This window comes from Streptomyces sp. NPDC002403 (assembly GCF_053593015.1).
In genome coordinates, this window is sequence record NZ_JBSFBQ010000057.1 from 13,849 (window position 1) to 37,325 (window position 23,477).

Annotated in this window: 17 protein-coding genes; 12 read left to right on the forward strand and 5 right to left on the reverse strand. The window is 74.8% G+C overall.

Annotated features, from left to right (window positions below):
• Window positions 1-26: 26 nt before the first annotated feature.
• From ACWCPY_RS36240 to ACWCPY_RS36250, 3 genes are all read left to right on the forward strand, one after another.
• On the forward strand, window positions 27-212 hold the full coding sequence (locus tag ACWCPY_RS36240; protein WP_451272339.1) for a hypothetical protein: 186 nt from the start codon (window positions 27-29) through the stop codon (window positions 210-212).
• A 70-nt stretch (window positions 213-282) separates the two neighbouring features.
• Window positions 283-3,201, forward strand: coding sequence for an AAA family ATPase (locus ACWCPY_RS36245; protein WP_451272341.1), 2,919 nt, complete (start codon window positions 283-285; stop codon window positions 3,199-3,201).
• 346 nt (window positions 3,202-3,547) lie between these two features.
• Complete coding sequence (locus ACWCPY_RS36250) at window positions 3,548-5,434, forward strand: BTAD domain-containing putative transcriptional regulator (protein WP_451272343.1); 1,887 nt, start codon at window positions 3,548-3,550, stop codon at window positions 5,432-5,434.
• A 33-nt stretch (window positions 5,435-5,467) separates the two neighbouring features.
• On the opposite strand, the gene lanKC is transcribed toward ACWCPY_RS36250, so the two are convergent.
• From lanKC to ACWCPY_RS36265, 3 genes are all read right to left on the reverse strand, one after another.
• A complete protein-coding gene (gene lanKC, locus ACWCPY_RS36255; RefSeq protein WP_451272345.1) occupies window positions 5,468-8,035 on the reverse strand; it encodes a class III lanthionine synthetase LanKC in 2,568 nt (855 codons plus the stop codon).
• A gap of 35 nt (window positions 8,036-8,070) precedes the next feature.
• On the reverse strand, window positions 8,071-9,417 hold the full coding sequence (locus tag ACWCPY_RS36260; RefSeq protein WP_451272347.1) for an MFS transporter: 1,347 nt from the start codon (window positions 9,415-9,417) through the stop codon (window positions 8,071-8,073).
• Window positions 9,418-9,626: 209 nt separating this feature from the next.
• Entirely contained in the window at window positions 9,627-9,785 is a 159-nt protein-coding gene (locus ACWCPY_RS36265; protein ID WP_451272349.1) for a hypothetical protein, read from the reverse strand.
• 347 nt (window positions 9,786-10,132) lie between these two features.
• Between ACWCPY_RS36265 and ACWCPY_RS36270 the strand changes: the two genes are divergently transcribed.
• The 7 genes from ACWCPY_RS36270 (at window position 10,133) to ACWCPY_RS36300 (ending at window position 17,928) form a co-directional block, all read left to right on the forward strand.
• Window positions 10,133-11,239: a radical SAM protein gene (locus ACWCPY_RS36270; RefSeq protein ID WP_451272351.1), complete on the forward strand. Its 1,107-nt coding sequence runs from the start codon at window positions 10,133-10,135 to the stop codon at window positions 11,237-11,239.
• 128 nt (window positions 11,240-11,367) lie between these two features.
• Window positions 11,368-12,087, forward strand: coding sequence for an iron-containing redox enzyme family protein (locus ACWCPY_RS36275; protein WP_451272379.1), 720 nt, complete (start codon window positions 11,368-11,370; stop codon window positions 12,085-12,087).
• Window positions 12,084-12,284: an aroma-sacti cluster domain-containing protein gene (locus tag ACWCPY_RS36280; RefSeq protein WP_376629841.1), complete on the forward strand. Its 201-nt coding sequence runs from the start codon at window positions 12,084-12,086 to the stop codon at window positions 12,282-12,284. Before ACWCPY_RS36275 ends, ACWCPY_RS36280 begins: the two co-directional genes overlap by 4 nt.
• Window positions 12,285-12,403: 119 nt before the next feature.
• Window positions 12,404-15,622 carry an adenylate/guanylate cyclase domain-containing protein gene (locus ACWCPY_RS36285; RefSeq protein WP_451272353.1) on the forward strand — a complete coding sequence of 1,073 codons (3,219 nt, stop codon included), beginning with the start codon at window positions 12,404-12,406 and terminating at the stop codon, window positions 15,620-15,622.
• 3 nt (window positions 15,623-15,625) lie between these two features.
• Window positions 15,626-16,504, forward strand: coding sequence for a S8 family peptidase (locus ACWCPY_RS36290; RefSeq protein WP_451272355.1), 879 nt, complete (start codon window positions 15,626-15,628; stop codon window positions 16,502-16,504).
• Entirely contained in the window at window positions 16,488-17,093 is a 606-nt protein-coding gene (locus tag ACWCPY_RS36295; protein ID WP_451272357.1) for a GAF domain-containing protein, read from the forward strand. The genes ACWCPY_RS36290 and ACWCPY_RS36295 overlap by 17 nt, the downstream gene beginning before the upstream one ends.
• 46 nt (window positions 17,094-17,139) lie before the next feature.
• A complete protein-coding gene (locus ACWCPY_RS36300) occupies window positions 17,140-17,928 on the forward strand; it encodes a sugar phosphate isomerase/epimerase family protein (RefSeq protein WP_451272359.1) in 789 nt (262 codons plus the stop codon).
• Window positions 17,929-17,944: 16 nt separating this feature from the next.
• Here ACWCPY_RS36300 and ACWCPY_RS36305 read toward each other — a convergent pair whose 3' ends face one another.
• The gene (locus ACWCPY_RS36305; protein ID WP_451272361.1) at window positions 17,945-18,856 is read right to left on the reverse strand and encodes an EamA family transporter; all 912 of its coding nucleotides are present in this window, start codon (window positions 18,854-18,856) and stop codon (window positions 17,945-17,947) included.
• 103 nt (window positions 18,857-18,959) lie between these two features.
• Between ACWCPY_RS36305 and ACWCPY_RS36310 the strand changes: the two genes are divergently transcribed.
• Together ACWCPY_RS36310 and ACWCPY_RS36315 are read left to right on the forward strand one after the other, a co-directional pair.
• Window positions 18,960-19,874 (forward strand): LysR family transcriptional regulator, encoded by a 915-nt coding sequence (locus tag ACWCPY_RS36310; RefSeq protein WP_451272381.1) that lies wholly within the window; start codon window positions 18,960-18,962, stop codon window positions 19,872-19,874.
• Between the two features lie 154 nt (window positions 19,875-20,028).
• Window positions 20,029-21,894 carry a glycoside hydrolase family 3 protein gene (locus ACWCPY_RS36315; protein WP_451272363.1) on the forward strand — a complete coding sequence of 622 codons (1,866 nt, stop codon included), beginning with the start codon at window positions 20,029-20,031 and terminating at the stop codon, window positions 21,892-21,894.
• A 57-nt stretch (window positions 21,895-21,951) separates the two neighbouring features.
• On the opposite strand, the gene ACWCPY_RS36320 is transcribed toward ACWCPY_RS36315, so the two are convergent.
• Window positions 21,952-23,418: a S28 family serine protease gene (locus tag ACWCPY_RS36320; protein ID WP_451272365.1), complete on the reverse strand. Its 1,467-nt coding sequence runs from the start codon at window positions 23,416-23,418 to the stop codon at window positions 21,952-21,954.
• Between the last annotated feature and the right edge of the window lie 59 nt (window positions 23,419-23,477).

Sequence of the window (23,477 nt, forward strand, 5' to 3'; positions counted from 1 at the left end):
CAACCTCCCACGAGAAGAGGCAGACCATGCAGACCACCGAAGCTTCCGCCTTCTGCGCCCACGAGTTCGACGATGTCGCCGACGAGCACCCCGCCGGCCGGATCGCCCTGGGTGCGGGCGGCAGACTCGGATTGCGCAGCAGAATCCTCGGTGCCGTGGACGGCAACCCCGACACCTCGGACCTGCCGTGGACCACCATGACCTGGGTCTGAGCCAATTCCGTCTCGTATCAAGCGATTTGACGCCCTGACCGGCGGGCAGTGGCTCAAGTAGCCTGCGTCCATGCGTGCCACTTCGTCGGTGATTGTCGGGCGTGTCGCTGAGACCGGCCTGCTGAGCAACGCCCTGGACACCGCCTCGCGGCGTTCGGGGCGTGCGGTCTTCTTCGTCGGGGACCCGGGCATCGGCAAATCACGGCTGGCCGGTGAGTGCGCCTACCGGGCGTACGAGCGGGGCATGCCGGTGCTGCGCGGCAGGGCCACGTCGACCGGGCTCGTGGTGCCGTTCCGCCCGCTGATCGAGGCGCTGTCCTCACGGTTCCGGGCGGCCGGGACACCCAGCGACCCGGAGCTGGACCCGTACCGTCCGGCGCTGGCCCGGCTGGTGCCGGAGTGGCGTCAGGGTTCCGCCCCCGGCTATCCGGAGACGGTGGTCGAGCTGGCCGAGGCGCTGCTGCGGCTGCTGTCGGTGCTGGGCCAGGAGCACGGCTGCGTGATCCTGCTGGAGGACCTGCACGACTCCGACACCGAGACGATCGCGGTGGTGGAGTACGTCGTCGACAACGTGGCCGACCTGCCGGTGCTGCTGCTGGGGACGTTGCGTCCGGAGCCCGGTGCCGCACTCGACCTGGTGCGCTCGGCGGAACGGCGGCAGGTCGCCACCGTGCGCGAGCTGGCGCCGCTCGGTGACGCGGACGTGCGGGAGATGACCGCCTCGTGCCTGGAGGCCGCCCCGGACGAGGTGCCGCAGGCCACCCACGAACGGCTGGCCGTGCGGGCGGGCGGCAATCCGTACCTGGTCGAGGTGCTGCTCGCCGATCTGCTGGACTCCGGCCAGCTGCGCCGGGCCGGCGACCGGTGGGAGGAGCACGCCAACCCGGACGCGTCGGTGCCGACCGGGGTGGTGCGCAGCTGGTCGCGGCGGCTGGACCGGTTCGACGAACCGGTGCGTGAGCTGCTGCTGTGCGCGGCCACGCTGGGAAGCCGGTTCTCGGTCACCGTGCTCCAGACCGTCACCGGCTTCGACGACCGAACTCTCTTCAGCCATCTGCGCTCCGCCGTGGAGGCGAACATCATCGCCCCCGACGGGGCGGACCCCGACCGCTACACCTTCCGGCACGCGCTGACCGCCGAGGCCCTGGTGGCCTCGCTGGCACCGGCGGAGCGCGCCGCGACGGCCCGCCGCGCGGCGCTCTCCCTCGGAGCCATCGAGCACGAACTCGGTGACGAGCAGCGGCAGTTGATGGCGACGCTGCAACTGGCCGGGGGCGACCGGCACGGCGCTGCCCGCCAGTTCGCCGGCGTCGGCCGGCGGATGCTGGCCGCGGGCGCGTCCGGTTCCGCCGTCATCCTGCTGGAACGGGCCCGCTCGCTCGCCCACGAGAGCGATCTGCGGGGCATCACGGAGTCGCTCGCCGTCGCCCACGCCGAGGCCGGTGAGCTCGACACGGCCCTGGCGCTGACCGCGGAGCTCCCTCCGGTGCCGCCGCGCTCCGACGCCTCCGAGCAGCGCGGCGAGACCCATATCCGGATCGCCTGGGCGGCCGTGATGGCGGAGCGGGTGGACGAGGCGGCCGGGCAGATCCGGACCGCGCGGGGCATGCTCGGCACGGCCGTCGGCCCCGAGCTGGAGGCGGCGCTCGACGTGGTGGACGGCCATCTGGCCCTGCTGCCCGGCCATGCGGACCACGGGCAGCAGGAGCGCGCGCAGGACGCCGCGCGCCGGGCCGCCGCCGTCGCGGAGGAGCGCAGCCTTCCCGTCGTCGCCTGCCAGGCCTGGCAGTTGCTGGCGCTGCTCTCCCGGGAGCGCGGCTTCGACGAGGCCGACGCGTGCCTGGAGCGGATGCTCGCGGTCTCCGAGCAGCACGCCCTGCCGGTGTGGCGGGTGGAGGCGCTGGTCCGGCTCGGCGCCAACACGTTCATGCGCACCGGTGACCCGGCCCGGCTGGAGACGGCCCGGACCGCCGCCCAGTCGCTGGGCGCGCTGGTGCCGACGCAGACCGTGGACGGGCTGCTCGCCATGAACGCGGTGATGCGGGGCGAGTGGGACGGGGCGCACGAGATCATCGAACGGTCGGTGGCCGCCAGCGCCCGGGTGCGCAACCTGGGGGCGCACCGCTACCTGCTGCTGGCCTCGGCGACGCTCGCCGCGCACCGGGGCCGAAGACGGGACCTGGACCGGGCCATGGCCCGGTTCCGCCGGGCGGGCGGCGAGGAGTCCTTGCTCGTCCCGCTGCAACTGGGGCTCTGCCGTGCGTTCGCGGCGCTGCTGGAGGAGGACCGCGCGGGCGCGCTGGCCGACCTGGACGCCTCGCTGGCCTGGGAGCTCGAACACCCCAGTTTCTTCTACCTGAGCGGGCGTTACGGTCTGCGTCCGCTGCTGCGAATACTCGACGGCCGGGGCGGCCGGGCGGAGCTCGAAGCGATCCTGGCGAGTCCCGGCGCGGACCTGGCCTGGAACCAGCTGTTCCTGCGCCTGGCCGATGGCGTACTGCACGGCCGGGCGGGCGACGCGGACCGGGCCGCCCGGGCGGTCGGGGCGGCCGTCGGCGACGCCGCCGCCTTTCCGCTCGCCCGCCATCTGGGGCTGCGGCTGGTCGCCGACGCGGCCCTCGCCGAGGGGTGGGGCGAGCCGGTGGGCTGGCTGCGGGCGTCGGAGGAGTACTTCTACGGGGCGGGCATCCAGCCGGTCGCCGCCGCGTGCCGGGCCGCGCTGCGGCAGGCGGGGGCCAGCGTCGGGCAGCACCGGGGCGGCTGGGACCGCATCCCGGCCCCGCTGCGGACGAGCGGGGTGACACCGCGCGAGTACGAGGTCTTCGTGCTGCTGGCGGAGCGGCCGGGCAACCAGCAGATCGCCCGGCGGCTGTCCATCTCGCCGCGCACGGTGGAGAAACACATGGCGAGCCTGCTGAACAAGACGGGGCGCGCGGACCGCGCGGCGCTCTGCGAGTTCTCCGCCGAGTGCGCGGCCGAACGCGACTGACGCGGGGCGAGCGCTTCGACGCGGGTCCGGATCCTTCCGCGCCGGGCCGGATCCTTCTGCGCGGGGCCGGATCCTTCCGCGCCGAGCCGGATCCTTCCGCGCGGGGCCGGGTGCGGCGGCCGGGAGCCGGGTCCCGAGGGGGCACCCCCGGTCCCGCGCTGTCCCCGCCGGGTACGGATGACGGGTACCCGGGCGCAACATGGGGGCGCTCGGCGGATTTGGTCGGGTGCCGGTACGGAACATGCGGGTCCGGCACCGATGTGGGGGCCACCGCCGCCGACGGACGATCCAGGGGTGCGACCGGCAGCCCGCCACTTCCGTCCCCCGGTTCTTCGGAGGCCCGTCCATGACCCGACCCCCCACCCGCTCCCCTTCGTCCGGTGCGCTGAGCCTCTCGGTCCTCGGCCCGCTCACCGGGCAGCTGGACGGACGGCCGCTGCTCCTCGGGCCGCGCAAGCAGCGGCTGGTCCTGGCCATGCTGCTCAGCCGGCCCAACACACCGGTCCCGGTGGACGTGCTCACCGACGCGGTGTGGCCGGACGCGCCGCCGCGCACGGCGCGCAAGAACCTCCAGGTGTACGTCAGTTCCGCCCGTACGCTGCTCGGCGCACGGTGTCCCGAGGGGCCGGACGGCGGTGGCGGGGAACGGCTGGTGCACTCCTGCGGCGGATATCTGCTGCGGGTCGGCGAGGACGAGCTGGACTCCCTGCGCTTCCGGTCACTGGCCGCGGCCGGCCGCCGGGCCGCCGACGACGGCGATCCACGCGCCGCCGCCGGTCTGCTGCGCCGGGCGCTGGACCTGTGGCAGGGGCCGCCGCTGCACGATCTGCGCGACTCGCCGGAGGTCGCCGCGGAGGCGGAGCGGCTGGAGGCGCGGTGCCTGACCGTGCACGAGGACTGGGCCGAGACGGAGATCGCGCTGGGGCGGGCGCCCGCCGTGGTGGACGGGCTGCGGGACCTCGCCGAACGGCATCCGTCGCGCGAACGCATCCGGGCGGCGTGGATGGACGCCCTGCACCGGACCGGCCGCCGGGCCGAGGCGCTCGCCGTGTACGACGACTACCGCCAGCTGCTGGCACGGGAGTTGGGGCTGGAGCCGGGGGCGGCCATCGCCGCCCGGCACCGCGCGATGCTGACCGGCCGGGACACCGCGGACCGGCCCGGGAACACCGCTCCGGCGCGCCGGGCCCCCGCGTTGCGGGCGGTACTGCCCGCCGAGGTACCCGATTTCACCGGCCGGGGCGAGCAACTGCGCGAACTGCTGGACGTCCTGGGCACGGAGAGCGGCCGGGTCGTGGCGGTCACCGGAGCCGCCGGAACCGGGAAGACGGCACTCGCGGTGCGGGCGGCCCATCTGCTGGCGGACCGGTTCCCGGACGGCCGGATCCGCATCCGGGTCCGCGACGGACAAGGGACGGTGCGCCCCGCCGCGGCGGTCGTCGGCGAGCTGGCACGGCTGACCGGCGGTCCGGATCCGGCGGAACCGATGACGGACACGGAGCACTGGCGGCACTGGCTGGCCGCGCACCGCGCGCTGGTCGTGCTCGACGACGTTCCGGACGAGGCGGCGGTGCGGGCCCTGCTGCCGGGCACCGGGGGCAGTTCGTTCGTCCTGACCGCGCGCGGTCAGCTGGCCGGACTGGCGCCGGTGCACCGGATCGCGCTGCCGCCGCTGGCCCCGGCCGAGGCGCTGGCGCTGCTGGGCCGGCTGATCGGGCCGGGGCGGGTGGGGCTGGACCGGGCCGCCGCGCTGCGCATAGCCGACGCCTGCGGGCTGCTTCCGCTGGCGGTGCGGGTGAGCGGGATGCGACTGGCGGTGCTGCGCCATCTGCCGCTGGCCGAGTACGCGGAACGGCTGGCCGACCCGGCCGGGGCGCTCGACGAGCTGGTGGCCGGTGACATCTCGGTGCGCGCCCGGCTGGCCTCCGGCTGGCAGGACCTGTCGTCCGGAAGCGGTCAGGCGCTGGCCCTGCTGGCCCGCGCGGTCCGGGAGGGACCGTTCACCCTGCCGGAGGCGATGGCGGCCCTCGGCTGCGGTGAGCGCCAGGCGCTGCGGGCGGTGGAGTCGCTGATCGACGCCGGGGCGGTGTCCTCCCCCAGCGGTGAGGTCACCGCGCACTGCGTGCTGTACGAACTCCCGCGCCTGACGGGCCTGTACGCCCGCGAGCGCAAAGCCGTACCCGAGCCTGTCGCGGAGCCGGTTCCGGAGCCGGCGGGAGCCCACCGCCCGTAGCCCGCCGGGCAGGCCGCGGGCGGTGGCCCCCCGTCACCCCAGCGTCAGCACGTCCAGCAGGTCGGGCCGTTCGTCCGGCGTGGCGAACACGGTGTGCAGGCCGAGCAGCACCCCCGCCGCGCCGGTCGCGAGATCGGCGGAGAACCGGCGCAGCCGGGCGCCCGGCACGAGCAGGCGGTCCTGCTCGGCGACCAGATGCCAGGAGAGGTTCCGCACCGAGTCCAGCACCGCCGGTCCCGGCCTGCCGCCGGCGAGCTGGTGGGCGGTGGCGACCAGTCCGCTGCGGCCCCGGAAGAGCCCCGGTTCGCGGATGAACTCCAGGACGCACCCCTGTCCGATGCCGGGCAGCAGCGCGGCGAGCGCCGGGTCCTCCCGGCGGGCCAGATAGCGCTGCGCGACCAGGGCCACACCGCCGCTGCCCTGGTCCAGGTAGAGCAGGTGGCGCTTCCCGTCCTTCACCTGCACGCTGCCGCCCGGCATGGTCACGCAGTGCCCGGCCTCCCGGGCGAGCGCCGCCCCGGCGGCGTGGAGCAGCCACTCCTCGCCGGTGTGCGCGTGCAGTTCGAGGTGGAGCAGCGCGGCCCCGCAGAGCCCGCTCAGCAGACCCGCCGAGTGCGGGGCGGACGGGCCGTCGGCGGTGGCCCCGTCGCGGACCAGCGAGTCGAGTTCCCAGGCGGTCCGCAGGGCCCGATCGAGGAGTTCCCCATCGGGTGCGCCGGGTTCGCCGGCGGCGAACCGCAGGGCCGCCAGCGCCGTTCCCGCCCTACCGGTGAACAGGTCGGCCGACGAGGAGGCGGGCGCCCGCAGAGCCCGGTCGAGGAGTTCGCGCCCCTCCTCGCGGCGGTCGAGCCGGGCCAGGACCAGCGCGACGCCGGGCAGCCCGTCGAAGAGCCCGCCGGGCGTGTCCGGGTCGCGGCGCAGCGCCGTACGCGCCAGCCAGTCGACGTACTCGCCGGGGACCGGGGCGCCGACGCGGTGCAGGGCGTACAGCACGCCGGCGGCTCCGTGCGCGGCGCAGACGCCGCCGGTGGTGAAGCCCGCCGGATCGCCGGGGAAGAGCCGGTCCGTGCGGTCGGGGGCGGCCCCGGCGTGGATGCCCGCGAGGAGCCGTTCGCGGATGCCGGGCCAGTCCGGTTCCGGACCGCGCAGCAGCGCGTCCACCGTCGCCTCGCCGCTGTCCGCCGGCAGCCCGTGGGAGAGCGCGGCGGGGCGGGGCGGGCCCGCGTCGGGGCCCAGACCGTACCGGGTGCGGGCCCAGCGTTCGATGGTGAGGGCCTTGCCCCGGTCGTGGTCGGTGACTTCCATCAGCGGCATCAGGATGTGCAGCCAGATCGCCCGGAGCGCGTAGTCGTCCGCCTCGACGCCCTTGGTGCCGTACGGGGCCTGGAGGCCGGGGGCACCCGCCAGCGGGGTGTCCTGGTCGTCGAGGTCGGTGGCGTACTCGAAATCGATCAGGACCACACGGCCGTCGGGGCGGATGATGACGTTGGCGGGGTGCACGTCCGCGAACCGCAGCCCGCGGGCGTGGATGCGGTCGAGGGCCCGGGCGAGCCTGTCCGTGACGGACTGCGCCCAGCGGGAGTAGGCGTCGAGCTCGGCGGGGGTACGTTCGCCGCGCACCAGCGGGAAGCGCTCCACGATCTCGTCGAACAGGGTGGTGCCCTCGATGTACTCCTCGATCAGGAAGTGGTGTTCCCAGACCGTGCGGACGCCGTACACCTCGGGCACGCAGTCGAGTCCGGCGAGCCGGGTCAGGGCCCGGTGCTCACGGTGCAGCCGGGTGACGGCGTCGTCCCCGGCGGGGTCGAGTCCGCACAGCGGCCGGGCCTCGCGCAGCACCACCCGCTGCTTGGTGGTGCGGTGCTCGGCCAGGTAGATGCCGCCCGCGTTGGAGAACTGGAGCGCCTCGGTGACCACGTACGGGAAGCCGTCGTCGCGGGCGGCGGCACGGGCGGCCAGATGGGGGCGCAGCGGCTCGGGGACGGTGACCCACTCCGGTATCCGGAAGACCACGCCCCGGGTGTCGGGGACGAGTCCGCCGGACGGGTGGCGCATCGCGCGGACCCGTTCCCCGTCGGCGTCCCGGCACCAGAGTTCGACGAACGCGCCGTAGCGGACGTGCACGGGAGAGTTCCCGATCCGCAGGTCGCTGAGGATGTACGGTCCCCTGCGCCCGTCCAGGGCCTCGCCCAGGGCGTCGAGCAGCTTCAGGAGGGCGGGTTCGTCCTCGGGGTAGAGAGTGATGAACTTCCCCGCGCCGGACCGGTTCATGTACTTCGCCGACATCAGCCGCAGGGCGCGGCCGCTGCGCAGGAACTTGAAGGCCACGCCCTGTTCCAGGCAGATCCGGGCGGTGTCGGCGAGGGTGCGCTCGGCCTCCTCCGGGACGGTGGAGACGTGGATCTTCCAGCCCTGTTCGGGCAGCCGGGCGGATTCGGGGTGCAGCGCGCTCCACAGGCCGCCGGTGCCGCGCCGCCAGCCGGCGGGCGGTTCGGCGCGGTCGAGCGGGTAGCGGGTGTCCTCGTCGGGCAGCCGGTCCGGAGTCTCGTAGTAGCGGCGGTCGGCGAGGCAGTACAGCTGGGTCTCCTGGATGCCGGGCACGGCATACCTCCGGTGGCTCGTGGTCGCGCTGGTGGTCAGGGGCGGGGGCTGCCGGCCCCGGTGCGGTCCGCGGGGGTCTCGGCCGTGTCCGGTGCGGGCGGTGCGTCCGGTACGGGGCGTGCGTCCGCGGTCTGCGCCGGCTCCGGGCCGGACGGGGCGTCCGCTGCGGCCGGTTCGGACGGCGCCGGGCCCGGCCGGGCGGACGGCGCGAACGTGACGACGGCGGCGGACACCGCGAGGACCCCGGCGATCGCCCCGAACGTCGTCCGGCTGCCGAAGGCGGTGAGAAGCGCGCCCCCGGCCAGCGGCCCGAACGGCTGGACCAGGGAGGAGAGGAACCCGGCGGCGCTCTGCACCCTGCCGACCCGGTCGCCGGGGGTGACGGCCAGCAGGGTGGAGAGGAAGCCGATGCTGGCCACGGTGGACAGGCACATGCAGGCGGCGCAGAGCAGCCCGGCGAACAACGGGACCCGGACCCAGGCCATCGCGAGGGCGCTCGCCACGCAGAACCAGCAGGTGGCGGCGATCAGCGCCCAGGTGTGGCGTTCGGGACGCAGTCTGGGTGCGAGGAGTGCGCCGCTGAGGGCCCCGACCGAGATGAAGGTGACGACGGTGCCGCCGCCGAGCCCGGACCTTCCGCCGCCCGAGAAGACGGTCAGCGCGGTGAACGTCAGGGCACCGAAGGCGAAGTTCATGCCGAGTCCGAAGACGAGGAGCACGGTCCGCAGATAGGGCAGCCGCCACAGGAACGAGAGCCCGGCGGTCAACTCGGCCTTGCTGAAGGCCGATCCGGCCACGCTCCCGGACCTGGACCGGGTGCGTACCAGCGCCACGCAGACCGTGGACAGCAGGAGCCCGATGGCCTCGGCGAGAAACGGCAGGACCGGGTGCAGGCCGAACAGGGCGCCCCCGACCATCGGCCCCACCAGTCGCGCGGTGGCGGTACGGGCCTGGAGGCGGGCGGTGGCGGTCCCCATGTCCTCGGGGGGCACGACGGTCCTCATCAGCCCGAACGCGGCGGGCCCGTAGAGGCTGCCGATGACGGCGCCCGCGCCCGCGACCAGCAGTACCAGGACCAGCGGGACGTGTCCGGTCCACACGGCCACGACCAGGGCGCCGACGACGCAGAAACTGCCCAGGTCGCACAGGCGCATCAGTCTGCGGCGCTCCACCCGGTCGGCCATCACGCCGCCGGGGAGCATGGTGATCAGGACCGCGGTGACGGACACCGTACCGATCGCACCGGCCTGCACGGCCGATCCGGTCTCGCGGAGCACGAGGAGCGGCAGGGCCAGTGCGGTCATCTGGGTGCCGAGAACGGCGAACAGCCCGCTCATCCACAGCAGTCGGAAGTCCCGGTTGTTTCGTAGCGAGGCGGCCATCGTCGGCTCCCGGTCGGTGATTCGGGGTCAGGGCTCGGGCCAAGGCGACGGCCTGGCAGTGGGGTCGGGGCCCGGTGAACGCGGGGTCCCGGCCCGGAGAATCGAGGCGGGGCGGTCTCCGTGTCACGGAGCCGCCCCGATTCGGCCGGCCGGGGCGCCACTGGGGAAGGTTCCTCCCCCGGGTGGCGCCGCGGCCCGGTCATCAGCCCTTACTGCTCCGACAGGATGAGGCTCACGGTGCTGACGCAGCTGCCGTCGACCTCGCGCTCGTGGAAGCCCGCGGTCTCCTGCAGGTCCAGAACGGAGCTGTGCGCCTCGACCTCGGGGGTCTCGTTGTCGTCGCCGGCGGGCTTGGTGTTCTCGGCCATGGTGGTCTCCATCCACTCGTATGACTCTGCGGTCCCGGTCGTTCCGGGGCGTGCCCCGGTCCTTCCGGTAGCGGCCGGCGGGTGCCTGCCGCTGACCAGAAAACTAGGAGCCCCGGCCTGGCGAACGGCTCGACGGCGGTATGGCGGCGGTATCGCGGCAGTTCACCGGGGATGGACGGGAGCGGGCCGGCGGCCGCCGGGGCCGGGAGCGGGCCGGCGGCCGCCGTCCGGCCTGCGGCCATACCGGCCCCGAACCGGATCCGGACCGCCGGCGAACCGCCCGGCGGGACGCTGTGTCCGCGCACGCGGCCGCGCGCCGCGCCCCTACGCCCGAAGGAGACGGCCGGATGGAACTCGCCGAACTCATCGGACTGCGGCCGGTCCCGGCCGGTGGAGTGCTGGTCACCCTCACCCGCCGCTGTCCGCTGCGCTGCACCCACTGCTCCACCGACTCCGGACCACAGGTGCGGGAGGAGCCGGAGTCGGACGCGCTGGAGCGGTTCGTCTCCTCGTTCACCGCCGCCGACCGGCCCGAGGTGATGATGCTGACCGGGGGCGAACCCCTGCTCCGGCCGGGCCTGGTGGCCTCGCTCGCCCGCTCCGCGCGGGCCGCCGGAACCCGGACCGCGCTGCTCAGCGGCATGTTCTTCGCCCGGTCCGGCGGACTCCCGGACCCGGTGCGGCGGGCGGTGCGCGGGCTCGACCACTTCTCCGCCAGCCTCGACCTGCCGCACGAGCGGGAGGTGCCCCGGGCCGCGGTGTTCCGCGCGGTGCGCGAGATCCGCGAGCTGGGGGTGGCGGTCAGCTTCCATCTCACCGGGACCGGGGAGGACGACGGCTATCTCGCGGACGTCACCGCGGACATCGGCCGGACCTTCGACGGCACGGTGCCGTCCCTGGTCAACGAGGTGCGGCCGTTCGGCCGGGCGGCGTCCTGGGCGCGCCCGGCCCGGACCGTGCCGGACGGCGGGGGCGCGCTGCCGTGCGCGATGGCCGCCTGGCCGGTGGTCGCCTTCGACGGCACGGTCGTGGCCTGCTGCAACCAGGACACCGTGGACCGCCGCCCCGTACCGCCCCATCTGCGGCTCGGCCATGTCGCGGTGGACGACTGGTCCGCGGTACGGGCGCGGACGCTCGGTTCGCCGCTGCTGCGTCTCGTCCGCACGGTCGGCCCGGCCCATCTGCGGCAGCGCTGGTCACCCGGCACACCGGCCGGGTCCTACTGCGGGGACTGCCGACGGCTGGGCGCGCTGCCGGAGGTGGTCGCGGCGGCCGACGCGCTGGCCTCGGGCGCCGCCGGCGCGCTCCTCGATCTGACCGCCGCCCGCCGGCAGCACGAGCAGGGTCCCGTGGCGCTGGTACGGCGTCACGGCTGCGCCGCGTACGCCGGTCTGGTGGCGGCCCCGGGCGACGGGCGGAACCCGCGTCCGGCGACACGGGACGCCGGGTCGTGAACCCGACGGCGGGGGCACCGGGACGTACCGGGGAAGCGACCGGGGCGCCGCGCCCGGCACCGGCCGCCGGACGGCCCGCCCTGGACGCCGCCGTGCGCGGCCCGGGGGCGCGCGGCGGCGGGCGCGGGCTGCCGGCCTCCGAGCGGCTGCGGGTCAAACTCGCCTTCGCCGAACCGGCGTTGCGCGCCTCGACGGCCACGCTGTGGCGGCCCGAGGGGCTGCTGCCCCGCTATCGGGCGTACCTGTGCGCGATGCACACGGTCATCCGGGCCTCCGTACCGCTGATGGAACGTGCCGCCGAACGGGCCGGGCTGCTGGCCCGTCGCGGTGATCCGCTGGGGGCGCCGCTGGCCGCCTACCTGGCCGAGCACATCCGGGAGGAGGCGGAGCACGACACCTGGCTGCTGGAGGACCTGACGGCGGCGGGCAGCGGGCCCCGGGCCGCGCTGGACCCGGTCCCCTCCCCGCTCGTCGCCTCCCTGGCGGGGGCCCAGTACTACTGGATCGAGCACCACCACCCGGTGGCGCTGCTCGGCTACATCGCGGTGCTGGAGGGACACGCCCCGGCCGCCGGACTCGCGCCCCGGCTGGCCCGCGCGACCGGACTGCCCGCCCCCGCCTTCCGCACCGTGCACGAGCACGCGCGGCTCGACGACGGCCACGCCGGCGAACTGTACGCGCTGCTCGACCGGTTGCCGCTGTCGCGGGCCCAGGAGACGGCCGTCGCCGTCAGCGCCCTGCACACCACGGACGCGCTCACCCAGTTGTTCGTCCGGCTCGGGCGCACCGGACCGGCGCCGCCGGTGCGGGGAGCCGGGCGGCCCGTCCCGAGGGAAGGCCCGACATGACCGAACCACCGGACCGGCTCGCCGTGCTGTACGGCGCCGGCTTCGCCGTCGATCTGCTCACCGACGAACAGCGCCAGGTGCTCGACGACCTCGCACCGGAGGAACTGACCGTGCTGCTCGACATCAAGAGCCGGCTCGACGCCGTGGGGCCCGAGGTGCAGGCGCACGGCGAGATCGCGGGCGGCGCCCTCTTCTGAGGACGACCGCCCCGGGTGCCGCCCGGGTCCCGCCCCGTCGGGACCCGCCACCGCGCGGCGGGCCGGTTCCCGTGACCCGGCCCGCCGCTCCGGCCGGGCCAAGCAGAGAGGAAGCCCTGATGAACTGCACCTCGTGCCGGCACGAACTGCCCGCCGCCGCACGGTTCTGCCCGTCCTGCGGCACCCCGTGCCCGTCCCCCGTCGCCGCGGCGCCGGAGGACGAACGCAAGCTGGTCACCGCGGTCTTCTGCGATCTGGTGGGCTCCACGGCGCTGTCCGGGCTGCTGGACCCGGAGACCCTGCGCACCGTGACACTGCGCTACTTCGCGGTGATGAGCGAGCGGATCGAGGCGCACGGCGGTACCCCGGAGAAGTTCATCGGCGATGCCGTGATGGCGGTGTTCGGGGTGCCGGTGATGCGTGAGGACGACGCGCGGCGGGCGCTCGCCGCGGCGCTCGGGATGCGCGAGGCGCTGGCGGAGCTGAACACCGAACTCGAAGCCACCCTGGGCATCCGGCTCGACATCCGGATCGGCGTCAACACCGGTCAGGTGGTGGCGAGTTCCGACGCCAGCACCCGGCAGGCCCTGATCTCGGGCGAGACGGTGAACGTGGCGGCCCGGCTGGAGCAGAACGCGGCGGCCGGCGAGATCCTGATCGGCCCGCAGACCCTGGAGGCCGCCGGCCCGACCGTGGTCGTGCAGGGGACGGGCCCGCTGCGGCTCAAGGGCAAGACCGACAGCGTGCACGCGTACCGTCTGATCGCGCTCGGCGCCGACGACCCGGAACTGCTGCGCCGTTTCGACGTGCCGTTCATCGGCCGCGCCGCGGAACTGGCGGCGCTGGACGAGGCGTTGGAGGGCACCGTGCGCGGGGCGGGCCCGGGGCTGGTCCGCCTCGTCGGTGACGCGGGGACCGGCAAGACCCGGCTGGCGCGCGAGTGGCTGACCGGACTCGGCGGACCCGGGCGGCCGGTCGTCGGCACCGGGCGCTGCCGCAGCTACGGCGACCACGGCACCCTGGCGCCGCTGGCCGACGCGGTACGGGAGGTGCTCGGCTCGCCCGTCGCCCGGGAGGCACTGGACGGGGTGTCCGGGCGGGACGGGGCATCCGTGGCGGACGCGCGGGCGCTGCTGCGCGGCGGTCTGCTGCACGACGGCACGCCCAACGCCCCGTTCGAGGACATGTGCGCCGCGCTGATCACGGTGCTGTCCCGGACCGCGGGGCGGCGGCCGGTCCTGCTGGTCCTCGACGACTGGCACTGGGCCGAGCCGCTGCTGGTGCGGGCGGTGAACCGGCTGGCCGGGCCGCTCGGCCGGGCGGGCGGACTCATCGTGTGTCCGGGCCGCCCGGACGGGCCCCCGGCCGGGGGTGGGGCGCAGATCCTGCCGCTCACCGGACTGCCGCGCGCGGAGGCAGCCCTGCTGGCCCGCGAACTGACCCGGCCCGGCACGGGCACCGCCCCGGACGGCACCGCCCCGGCCGCGCCCGACGCGTACGACCGTGATCTGTACGACCGGGCCGAGGGCAACCCGCTCTACCTGGAGCAGCTCCTCGTCCCCACGGGCCCGGCGCCGCAGGGTGCGCGCCCCGCGCGGGGCGCGGCGCTGCCGCCGACCCTCCAAGCGCTGCTCGGTGCCCGGATCGGCGCGCTGGAGCGGGCCGAACGCACCACCCTGGACCTGGCCGCGGTCGTCGGCCGGGACTTCACCGCACCGGAACTCGTCCGGCTGACCCGGGCGGCACGCGAGACGGAGGGCGCGGCCCGCACCGCCCCGGCCGCCCGCTCCGACGCGTCCGCACCGGACGACGACCGCGGCCGGGTCGCCGGCGCGCTGGCCCGGCTGTGCGGGCGCCGGCTGGTCGAGACCGCGCCCGGCGGCGAACCGGGCGCCGGACGGCACCGGTTCAGCAGCGGTCTGGTCCAGGAGGTGGCGTACGCCTCCCTGTCGAAGCGGGCCAAGGCCGAGCGGCACGCCTGGGCCTCCGAGCTGCCCAGCGTGACGGCGGCGGGCGAGGCGGCGGTCGGCGGGCACCTGGAGCGGGCGTACCGGTACCGCACCGAGCTCGGCCTGGCCGACGACCGGGCCGCCGCGCTGCGGGTCCGGGCCGCCGCCGCGCTCGGCGCGGCCGGTGCGCAGGCCCTGGCCCGTTCCGATCTGCACTGGGCCCAGGGCCTGTTGGAGCGTGCCGCGGATCTGCACCCGGCCGGTGATCCGGCCGCGGCGCCGGTGCTGCGGCGGCTCGGCGAGGTGCGCCTCGCACTCGGCCGTTCCGAGGAGGGGGAGCGGCTGCTGCGGCAGGTGCTGGCCATCGGGACCGCGCCGGTGGAGGCCGCGCACGCCCGGCTCGCGCTGGCGGTGCTGGACCCGGCCTCGGTGAGCGTGTCGGCCACGGCCCGGTCGGTGCTGCCGCTCTTCGAGTCCGCCGGGGACTGGGTCGGGCAGGCGCGGGCCCGGCTGCGGCTCGCACAGCGCCTGCAACTGGCCGGCCGGCACGAGGAGGCCGACCGCGACCTGACCCTGGCCCTGGACCACGCGGTGCGGGCCGAGGCCGAGCCGGAGCGGGCGGCGGCGCTCGGGGCCATCGGGATCTCGCTGTGGCGCGGCCCGGAGCCGGTGCCGGTCGCGGTGACCCGCTGCCGTGACCTGCTCGCCGCGCACGGCGCCGGCCGCCCCGCCGTACGGACCACGCTGAACTGTCCGCTGGCCGTGCTCCACGCGCTGCACGGCCGGGCGGACCGGGCCGGGGAGTGCCTGGCCGAGGCGGAACGGCTGGCCGACGAGCTGGGGTACGCGGAGGCGGAGGTCTTCCTGCCGGTGTTCCGGGCGACGGTCGAGGCGCTGCTCGGGCGCACCGGACCGGCCCTGGAGCTGCTCGTCGGGGCGGACCGTGCGGCGGAGCGCGGCGGGGCCCGGTCCATGCGACCGGCCATCGCGCTGGAGGCGGCGCGGCTGCTGCTCGACGACGGCCGGCCGGACGGCGCCGGTCCGTGGCTCGAAGGGGTCGGCGCGTCGCGCTCGCTGCCGCACGCGGACCGGGTGGACCTGGCGGGACTGCGGGCCCGGCTGGCGGCGGGGGCCGGGGACGCGGAGGGGGCCCTGCGCCACGCGGACCGCGCCGTGCGGGACTCCCTGCTGACCGACTCCCCGCTGGTGCGGGCCACCGCGTCGCTGGACCGGGCACGGACGCTGGCGCTGCTGGGCGACGCGGCGGGCGCGGCGGCGGCGGCGCGGGAGGCCCGGGAAGGGTTCGCGGAGAAGGGACATCTGCCGGGCGAGCGGTGGGCCGCGCGGCTCGCCGCGGGAGCGGCGGCGGCCACGACGGAGATGAGCTGAGGGATGACGATCACGGACACGGCACCGGGGCCGGGACTGACCTGGAGTCTGCGCGGACGCGGACCCGACGACGTGACGGTCCTCGCGGACCCGGGCCCCGGGCACGGTGCCGGGACCGTACCGGGCACCGGGCGGGGCGTGCGGGTCTGCGTGGTGGACTCGGGCGTCGAGCGCGACCATCCGGGCGTCGGCCCGGTCGCGGGGTCATGGGTGGTGGTCAAAGACCCGGAGACGGGCGGGACCGAGGTGCGGCCGACCGGCACCGGGGACTCCTGCGGACACGGCACCGCCTGCGCGGGCATCATCCGGCGGACCGCCCCGGAGTGCGAACTGCACAGCGTGCGGGTGCTGGGCGAGCGGTTCTCCGGCACCGGGGACGTGCTGCTGGCCGGGCTGCGCTGGGCGGTGGAGCAGGGGTTCGACGTGGTGAACCTGTCGTTGTCCACCACCCGCGCACGGTTCGCCGAGGAGCTGCACGCGCTGGCCGACCACGCCTACTTCAACCGCACGGTCGTCGTCGCCTCGGCGCACAACTCCCCGGTGGAGAGCTATCCGTGGCGGTTCGCCTCGGTGATCTCCGTGGGCAGCCACCAGGAGGAGGACCCGGAGCTGCACCTCTACAACCCCGACCCGCCGGTGGAGTTCTTCGCCCCCGGCCAGAACGTGACGGTGCCCTGGCTGGGCGGCACCTCGATCCGTACCACCGGGAACAGCTTCGCCACCCCGTACATCAGCGGGCTGTGCGCGCGGCTGCTCTCGGCCCATCCGAGGATGACGGCCTTCCAGCTCAAGAACGCCCTCTATCTCTCCGCGGCCAACGTGCGGTTCGGTCCGCGGCTTCCCACCCCGGCAGGAGAGGTCTGTGATGACTCCGAGAACTGAATCAGTGTCCGCCGCGGGCACGGTGCCGTCGGCGGATCCGCACCGGCGCGAGCTCCTCCAGTCCGTCGTCGACGTGGCCCGTGCGATCTTCGGCGCGGCGGCCAGCTCGGTCTTCCTGCTGGACGAGGAGGCGGACGAGCTGGTCTTCCAGGCGGTCTCCGGCCGGGGCGAGGAGTTCCTGGTGGGCCGCCGGTTCCCGGCCGGCCGCGGGATCGCGGGCTGGGTGGCGACGTCCGGCGAACCGATGGTGGTGGACGACCTCACCACGGACACCTCGTTCGACCGTGCGCTCGCCGAGTCCACCGAGTTCGTGCCCAGTGCCCTGATGGCGGCCCCGCTGATCAGCGACGGCCGGGTGCTCGGTGTGCTGGAGGTGCTCGACCCGTCGCCCCGCGCCCGCACGGACATCCGGGAACTGGACCTGCTCGCCATGTTCGCCCGGCAGGCCGCCGCGGCGTTGCGGATGGCGGAGTACGCCCCCTCCGGCGCGGGTGGTCCGGAGCCGGGCGGGCGGCTGGGGCCCCGGCAGCGGGCGGACGCGTTGAGGCTGCTGGATAGTCTGGAGCAGCTGCTCCGGGAGCCCTGCTGAGGCCGGGCCGGAAGGGCGGCAGGACGACGACGGAAGGACCACGCACGTGAAGCTCGCTTTCTCGACCCTCGGAGTCCCCGGCATGCCGGTCGCCGATGTCGTCCGGCTCGCAGCCGGACACGGCTACCAGGGGGTGGAGCTGCGCGCCCACCCCGAGGAGCCGGTGCATCCGGGCCTGGACTCGGCCGAACGGGCCGCTGTCGTCGAGGAGTTCGGGAAGGGCGGCGTCGAGATCCTGACCGTCGCCGGGTATGTCCGGGCCGCCGCCGAGGGCGAGGACGCGCCCGTGCTGGAGGAGCTGGCCGGGCTGGTGGACCTGGCGCACGACCTGGGCGCGCAGAACGTCCGGGTCTTCCCGGGCGGCGGCGGCCAGGACCCCGCCGTGGCCGACGCGACCGCCGCCCGGCGGCTGGCCGCCGCCGCCGAGCACGCCACCGACCAGGGCGTACGCATCCTGCTGGAGACCCATGACTCGCACCGGGCCGGTGTCGATGTGGCCCGGGTCGTCGGGACGGTCGGGCACGGGCAGATCGGCGCGCTGTGGGACATCATGCACACCTGGCTGGCGGGCGAGGAGCCGGCCGCGAGCCATGCGGTGCTGGCCCCGCACCTGGGCTACGTACAGGTGAAGGACATCGCGTCGGCGGAGGACACGGAGCCGTTGGCGCTGGGGGCCGGGGTGCTGCCGCTGGGGGCCTGCCTGGACACGCTGGACCCGGACAGCTGGGTCTGCTGGGAGTACGAGAAGCGCTGGCACCCGGGGGCGGCGGAGCTGCCCGGGCTGCTGGACGCCGGGCGGGAGCACCTGTTGCGGCTGGGCGCGCCCAAGCAGTAGGCGGCACGCGGCTGATTCAGGCGGCCCGTGCCACCTCCGGCTCCGGCGTCCTCGGTGCCGGGGTGGGCGGGCGGCGCGTCCCCGCCAGTGAGGTGAGGGCCACCCCGCCGACCAGCAGCGCTGCCGCGCACCACCGCAGCGGGCTCACCGACTCGCCCAGCAGCAGCGCGGCCGAGGACATCCCGAAGACCGGGACGAGCAGGGTGAACGGGGCCACCGAGGAGGCCGGGTGGTGGCGCAGCAGGAAGCCCCAGGCGCCGAAACCGAAGACGGTGGTGATCCAGGCGACGTAGACGATGATCCCGGCGCCGCTCCAGTCCAGCGCGGCCAGCGCCTCCTTGTCGCGGTCCCAGCCCTCGAAGAGGAGAGAGAGGCCGAGCAGCGGGAGGACGGGCACGGTCGAGACCCACACCATGAAGTTGAGCGAGTCGGGCGGGGCGGCCTTGCGGGTCAGTACGTTGGACACGCCCCAGCAGGCCGCCGCCGCGATCACCAGGACGAAGGCGAGCACAGGGCCGCCCGAGCCCTCGTCGACCGCCGCGACCCCGATGCCCGCGAGGGCCACCCCCATCCCCAGCGCCCTCACCTTTCCCGGGCGTTCACCGAGGGCGACGGCGGCGAAGAGGGCCGTGAAGACCGCCTGGACCTGGAGCACGAGGGACGAGAGGCCGGCGGGCATGCCGCGGTCCATGCCGATGAAGAGCAGGCCGAACTTCGCCACCCCGAGGACCAGTCCGACGCCCACGATCCACTTCCACGCGACCTTGGGCCGGCCGACGAGGAACACCGCGGGCAGTGCGGCGACCAGGAAGCGCAGGGCGGAGAAGAGCAGCGGCGGGAAGTGCCCGAGGCCCAGCTCGATGACGACGAAATTGACACCCCAGACGGCGGCCACCAGGGCGGCCAGGGCGATGTGGAGGGGACGCATGGACCGAGGATCACCCGGGCCGACCATGTAGCACCAGCGCGGATTTCTTCATGGTGGAATTGAGCGTTGCTGATGAATCACCATGAATGGCACAGGAGGTCCGGTGCTCGATCTGGCCCGGCTGCGCGCCCTGCACGCCGTCTTCGTCCACGGCTCCGTCGCGGGGGCCGCCGCCGCGCTCGGCTACACCCCGTCGGCGGTCTCGCAGCAGATCACCAAGCTGGAGCGGGAGACCCGTACGACGCTGCTCGAACGGCGCGGGCGCGGGGTCGCGCTGACCGAGGAGGCGCTCCATCTGGCGGCGGCGGCGCAGCAGTTGCTGGCGATCGTGGAGCGTGCCGAGACCTCGCTGGAGGAGCGCAGGGGGCTGCCGACCGGGCGGCTGTCGATCGGCGCGTTCGCCTCCGCGGCGCGCGGGCTGCTGCCCGGGGTGCTGGCGGAGCTGGACCGGGACCACCCGGCCCTGGACGTCCGGATGACCGAGGTCGATCCCCATCTCTCGGTCGACCTGGTGGCCAAGGGCGTGATCGATCTGGCGGTCGCGCACGACTGGGACATCGCCCCGCTGCCCGCCCCCGAGGGTGTGGCGCAGGCGGTGATCGGTGACGACCACTGCGATCTGCTGGTGCCCGAGGGGCACGGCCTGGCCGGGCGGGAGGCGGTGCGGCGCGAGGAGCTGGCGGGCGAGCGGTGGATCTGCCAGCCGCCGGGGACGGTCTGCCACGACTGGCTCGTACGGACGTTGCGGGCGGCGGGCCACGAGCCGGACATCCGCCACCAGGCGGAGGAGAACCACACCCAGCTGGCGCTGCTGGCCGCCGGCCTGGGGGTCGCGCTGATCCCGCGCCTGGGGCGGGGGCAGCTGCCGTCGGGAGTGGTGGCGGTGCCGCTCGATCCCGTGCCGGTGCGGCGGCTGTACGCGCTGTGGCGCACGGAGGCGGCCCGGCGGCCCGCGATCACGGCGGCGGTCTCCGCGCTGCGGGCGCACGGCGCCGCGGTGGGGCTGGGGCAGGACTGAGGCGGGCCGGGGCCGGCTCCGGGACGGTCTCTGCCGCGCCGGACGTGCTCAAAACGGTCCGGACCCTTGACCGGAAGTTATTTTCTGGATATCCGTGCTCCTTGGAAGTTTCTTTCACCACCCCTCGTCCCCGAGTACGGCCGAAGGAGCTCACGTGCACCACCGCACCTCCAGACGCACCCTCCTCACCGCCACCGCCGCGACGGCAGTCGCCGCCGTCACGGGCGCGGGCCTCGCGCCCGGCGCGGTCGCCGCCCAGCGGTCCGCGAGCAGCGGACACAGCGGCGGACAGCAGAACTCAGCCGCCTCCACCAAGCGCCTCAAGCGGATCATCTCCGGGATGACCCTGGAGGAGAAGGTCGGGCAGCTCTTCGTGATGCGGGTGTACGGGCACTCCGCCACCGAACCCGACCAGGCCGACATCGACGCCAACCTGGCCGAGATCGGGGTCCGCACGGCCGCCGAGATGATCGCCAAGTACCACGTCGGCGGGATCATCTACTTCGCCTGGGCGCACAACACCCGTGACCCGCACCAGATCGCCGACCTCTCCAACGGCATCCAGCGCGCCGGTCTCGCCGGTCCCACCCCGCTGCCGCTCCTCGTCTCCACCGACCAGGAGCACGGCATCGTCTGCCGGGTCGGCGAGCCCGCCACCCTGATGCCGGGCGCGATGGCGCTGGGCGCGGGCGGTTCGCGCTCCGACGCCCGTCGGGCCGGACAGATCGCGGGCGCCGAACTGGCCGCGATCGGCATCAACCAGAACTACGCCCCGGACGCCGACGTCAACGTCAACCCGGCCAACCCGGTGATCGGCGTACGTTCCTTCGGCTCCGACCCGCAGTCCGTGGCCGGCATGGTCGCCGCGCAGGTGAAGGGGTATCAGAGCAGCAACATCGCCTCGACGGCCAAACACTTCCCGGGCCACGGCGACACCAGCACCGACAGCCACACCGGTCTGCCCGTCATCAACCACACCCGGGAGCAGTGGGCCGAGCTGGACGAGCCGCCGTTCCGGGCCGCGATCGCCGCGGGCATCGACTCGATCATGACCGCGCACATCGTGGTCCCGGCGCTGGATCCCGCCGGGGACCCGGCGACGCTGTCCCACCCGATCCTCACCGGCATCCTGCGCGAGGAGCTCGGCTACGACGGTGTCGTGGTGACCGACTCGCTCGGCATGGAGGGGGTGCGGACGAAGTACGGCGACGACCGCGTGCCGGTCCTCGCCCTCAAGGCCGGCGTCGACCAGCTGCTCAACCCGCCGAGCCTGGAGGTCTCCTGGAACGCCGTCCTGGAGGCCGTGAAGAGCGGTGAGATCAGCGAGAGCCGGATTGACGAATCGATCCTGCGCATCCTGCGGCTCAAGACGAAGCTCGGGCTGTTCGACAAGCCGTTCGTCAGCCACTCGGGGGTGGACCGCACCGTCGGCACCCGGGCGCATCTCGCCGCCGCCGACCGGATCGCCGAGCGCACCACCACTCTGCTCGCCAACGACGGCGCGGTGCTGCCGCTCTCCCGCCGCTCCCACCGGAAGCTGCTCGTGGTCGGCGCCGATCCCGCCTCCCCGTCCGGCACCACCGGTCCGCCGACCACCACGCTGGCCACCGCCTTCGGCGAACTCGGGTACGTGGCGACCGCGCTGTCCACCGGCACCGCCCCCGCCAAGGCGAAGATCGACGAGGCGGTGGCGGCCGCGCAGGGCAAGGACGCGGTGGTCGTGGCGACGTACAACGTCTCGGCGACCAGCTCGCAGCGCACCCTGGTGAGCGCGCTGGCGGCCACCGGCATCCCGGTGATCACGGTGGCGATCCGCAATCCGTACGACGTCGCCCAGCTGGCCGGGACCGGGTTCGCGGCGAACCTGGCCACGTACTCCTGGACCGATGTCGAACTGCGGGCCGCCGCCCGGGTGATCGCGGGCCGCGCCGAGCCGCGGGGCACCCTGCCGGTCCCGGTGCAGCGCGCGGACGATCCGGCCCGGGTGCTGCACCCGGTCGGCTACGGGCTGACGTACTAGACAGCGAGCACGGAGGGGCCGGGCGCGCGGCGCCCGGCCCCTCCGCGTGCGGAACGGCTACGGGCGCGGCCCGCGCTCGTCGCGCACGTCCCGCTCGTCGAGCCGTGCGTCGAACTTCGCGAGCGGCTTCGCCTTCGCCGGGTCGTCCCGCACGGCGGCCGGGGCGACGCCCGCCCAGCGCAGGATGGCCGCGGTGGCCTTCGCCCTGTTCTCCTCGGCGAGCCCGGCCACGCTCGCCCCGTGGTTGCCGCCGGGCACGGTCATGACGTAGCTGTCACGGGAGCCCGCGCCGGGCCGGAAGCGCTCCGCGCCCCACGGGTCGTTCTGCCCGTACACGTACAGCATCCGGTCGGCGTGGTGCTTCACCCATGTGTCGACGTCGCGCATCACCGACGGCTGGAACTTCATCGGGATGGAGCGCGGCACGAAGGTGCGTGGCGGCTGGTATCCGTACCGGCTGAGTCCGCCGAGCCACGGCTGGCGGATGTTCGGCGAACCGAGCTGGGTGCCCGCCTGGTAGTAGTACGGGGTGTACCGCTCCAGACCCTGGTCGGTGTAGGTGGAGAACCCGGAGACCGAGTCGACGGAGTCCCAGATCGCCTGGTCGGTGGCAGAGGCGGCGTCGGCCGGGATCGCCTCGCAGTCGGAGACCAGGCTGTACTGCCAGAACGCCCAGACGTAGTCCATGACGACGGCCTCGTACGCCTTGTCGAGCGAGCCGGTGGTGGCGAAGGTGTAGCCGCCCTCGGCCGCGTACTCCCGGTACTTCTTCTCCAGCGGCTCACGGCGCACCAGTGCCTCGCGCTGGACGGCGTTCACCCGGTCGCGGCACTCCTTGGTGCCCACGTTCTCGAAGAACCGGTCGTAGGCCGAATCCTCCTTGTCGACCACGTCGTTGGGCGCGACGTACGCGACGACGCCGTCCATGTCCTCGGGGTAGTAGCGCTCGTAGTACGTGGCCGTCATGCCGCCCTTGGAGACGCCGGTGGTCAGCCAGTTCTCGGTGTAGATCCGCTTCAGCGCGGTGAAGACGCGGTGCTGGTCGCTCGCGGCCTGCCGGATGTCGAGCTTGGACCAGTCGGCGGGCGCGGGGCGGGAGGGGGTGAAGTAGCGGTACTCCAGGGAGACCTGGTTGCCGTCGACGATCCGGGTCGGCTCGGCGCGGCCGGGGTTCGTGGAGACGTTGTATCCGCTGGTGGAGAAGACCGTCGGGCGGGACGTGTCCTTATGCAGCAGGGTGATGCGCTGCTGGAAGGTGCCCTTGGACGGGTGCCGGTGATCGACCGGCTGGGTGTAGTTGAGGACGAAGAAGCGGTAGCCCGCGTAGGGCTTCTCCTCGATGAGGCTCATCCCGGGGATGGCCAGGATGCGGTCCTTGATGTCCGTGCTCGCGCCGCTCTCCGCGGCCGTGCTCAGGTACGCGGCCGGGTCCGCGGCGGTGGCCGCCCCGGCCGAGGCGCCCGTCGCGCCCACTGTGCCGATGAGCACCGCGAGCGACAGGAACCCTCTGAACGCCTTGCGCATACGCCCTCCCCAGGAGTCACAACAGTCGTCGTGAACCTAGCGGGACGACACCTGTGCCG

Bases quoted from the DNA above. Each gene is read 5' to 3' on its own strand.
- ACWCPY_RS36240 (WP_451272339.1), top strand. From the start codon at position 27: ATGCAGACCACCGAAGCTTCCGCCTTCTGCGCCCACGAGTTCGACGAT.
- ACWCPY_RS36245 (WP_451272341.1), top strand. From the start codon at position 283: ATGCGTGCCACTTCGTCGGTGATTGTCGGGCGTGTCGCTGAGACCGGC.
- ACWCPY_RS36250 (WP_451272343.1), top strand. From the start codon at position 3,548: ATGACCCGACCCCCCACCCGCTCCCCTTCGTCCGGTGCGCTGAGCCTC.
- ACWCPY_RS36260 (WP_451272347.1), bottom strand. From the start codon at position 9,417: ATGGCCGCCTCGCTACGAAACAACCGGGACTTCCGACTGCTGTGGATG.
- ACWCPY_RS36265 (WP_451272349.1), bottom strand. From the start codon at position 9,785: ATGGCCGAGAACACCAAGCCCGCCGGCGACGACAACGAGACCCCCGAG.
- ACWCPY_RS36270 (WP_451272351.1), top strand. From the start codon at position 10,133: ATGGAACTCGCCGAACTCATCGGACTGCGGCCGGTCCCGGCCGGTGGA.
- ACWCPY_RS36280 (WP_376629841.1), top strand. From the start codon at position 12,084: ATGACCGAACCACCGGACCGGCTCGCCGTGCTGTACGGCGCCGGCTTC.
- ACWCPY_RS36285 (WP_451272353.1), top strand. From the start codon at position 12,404: ATGAACTGCACCTCGTGCCGGCACGAACTGCCCGCCGCCGCACGGTTC.
- ACWCPY_RS36290 (WP_451272355.1), top strand. From the start codon at position 15,626: ATGACGATCACGGACACGGCACCGGGGCCGGGACTGACCTGGAGTCTG.
- ACWCPY_RS36295 (WP_451272357.1), top strand. From the start codon at position 16,488: ATGACTCCGAGAACTGAATCAGTGTCCGCCGCGGGCACGGTGCCGTCG.
- ACWCPY_RS36305 (WP_451272361.1), bottom strand. From the start codon at position 18,856: ATGCGTCCCCTCCACATCGCCCTGGCCGCCCTGGTGGCCGCCGTCTGG.
- ACWCPY_RS36320 (WP_451272365.1), bottom strand. From the start codon at position 23,418: ATGCGCAAGGCGTTCAGAGGGTTCCTGTCGCTCGCGGTGCTCATCGGC.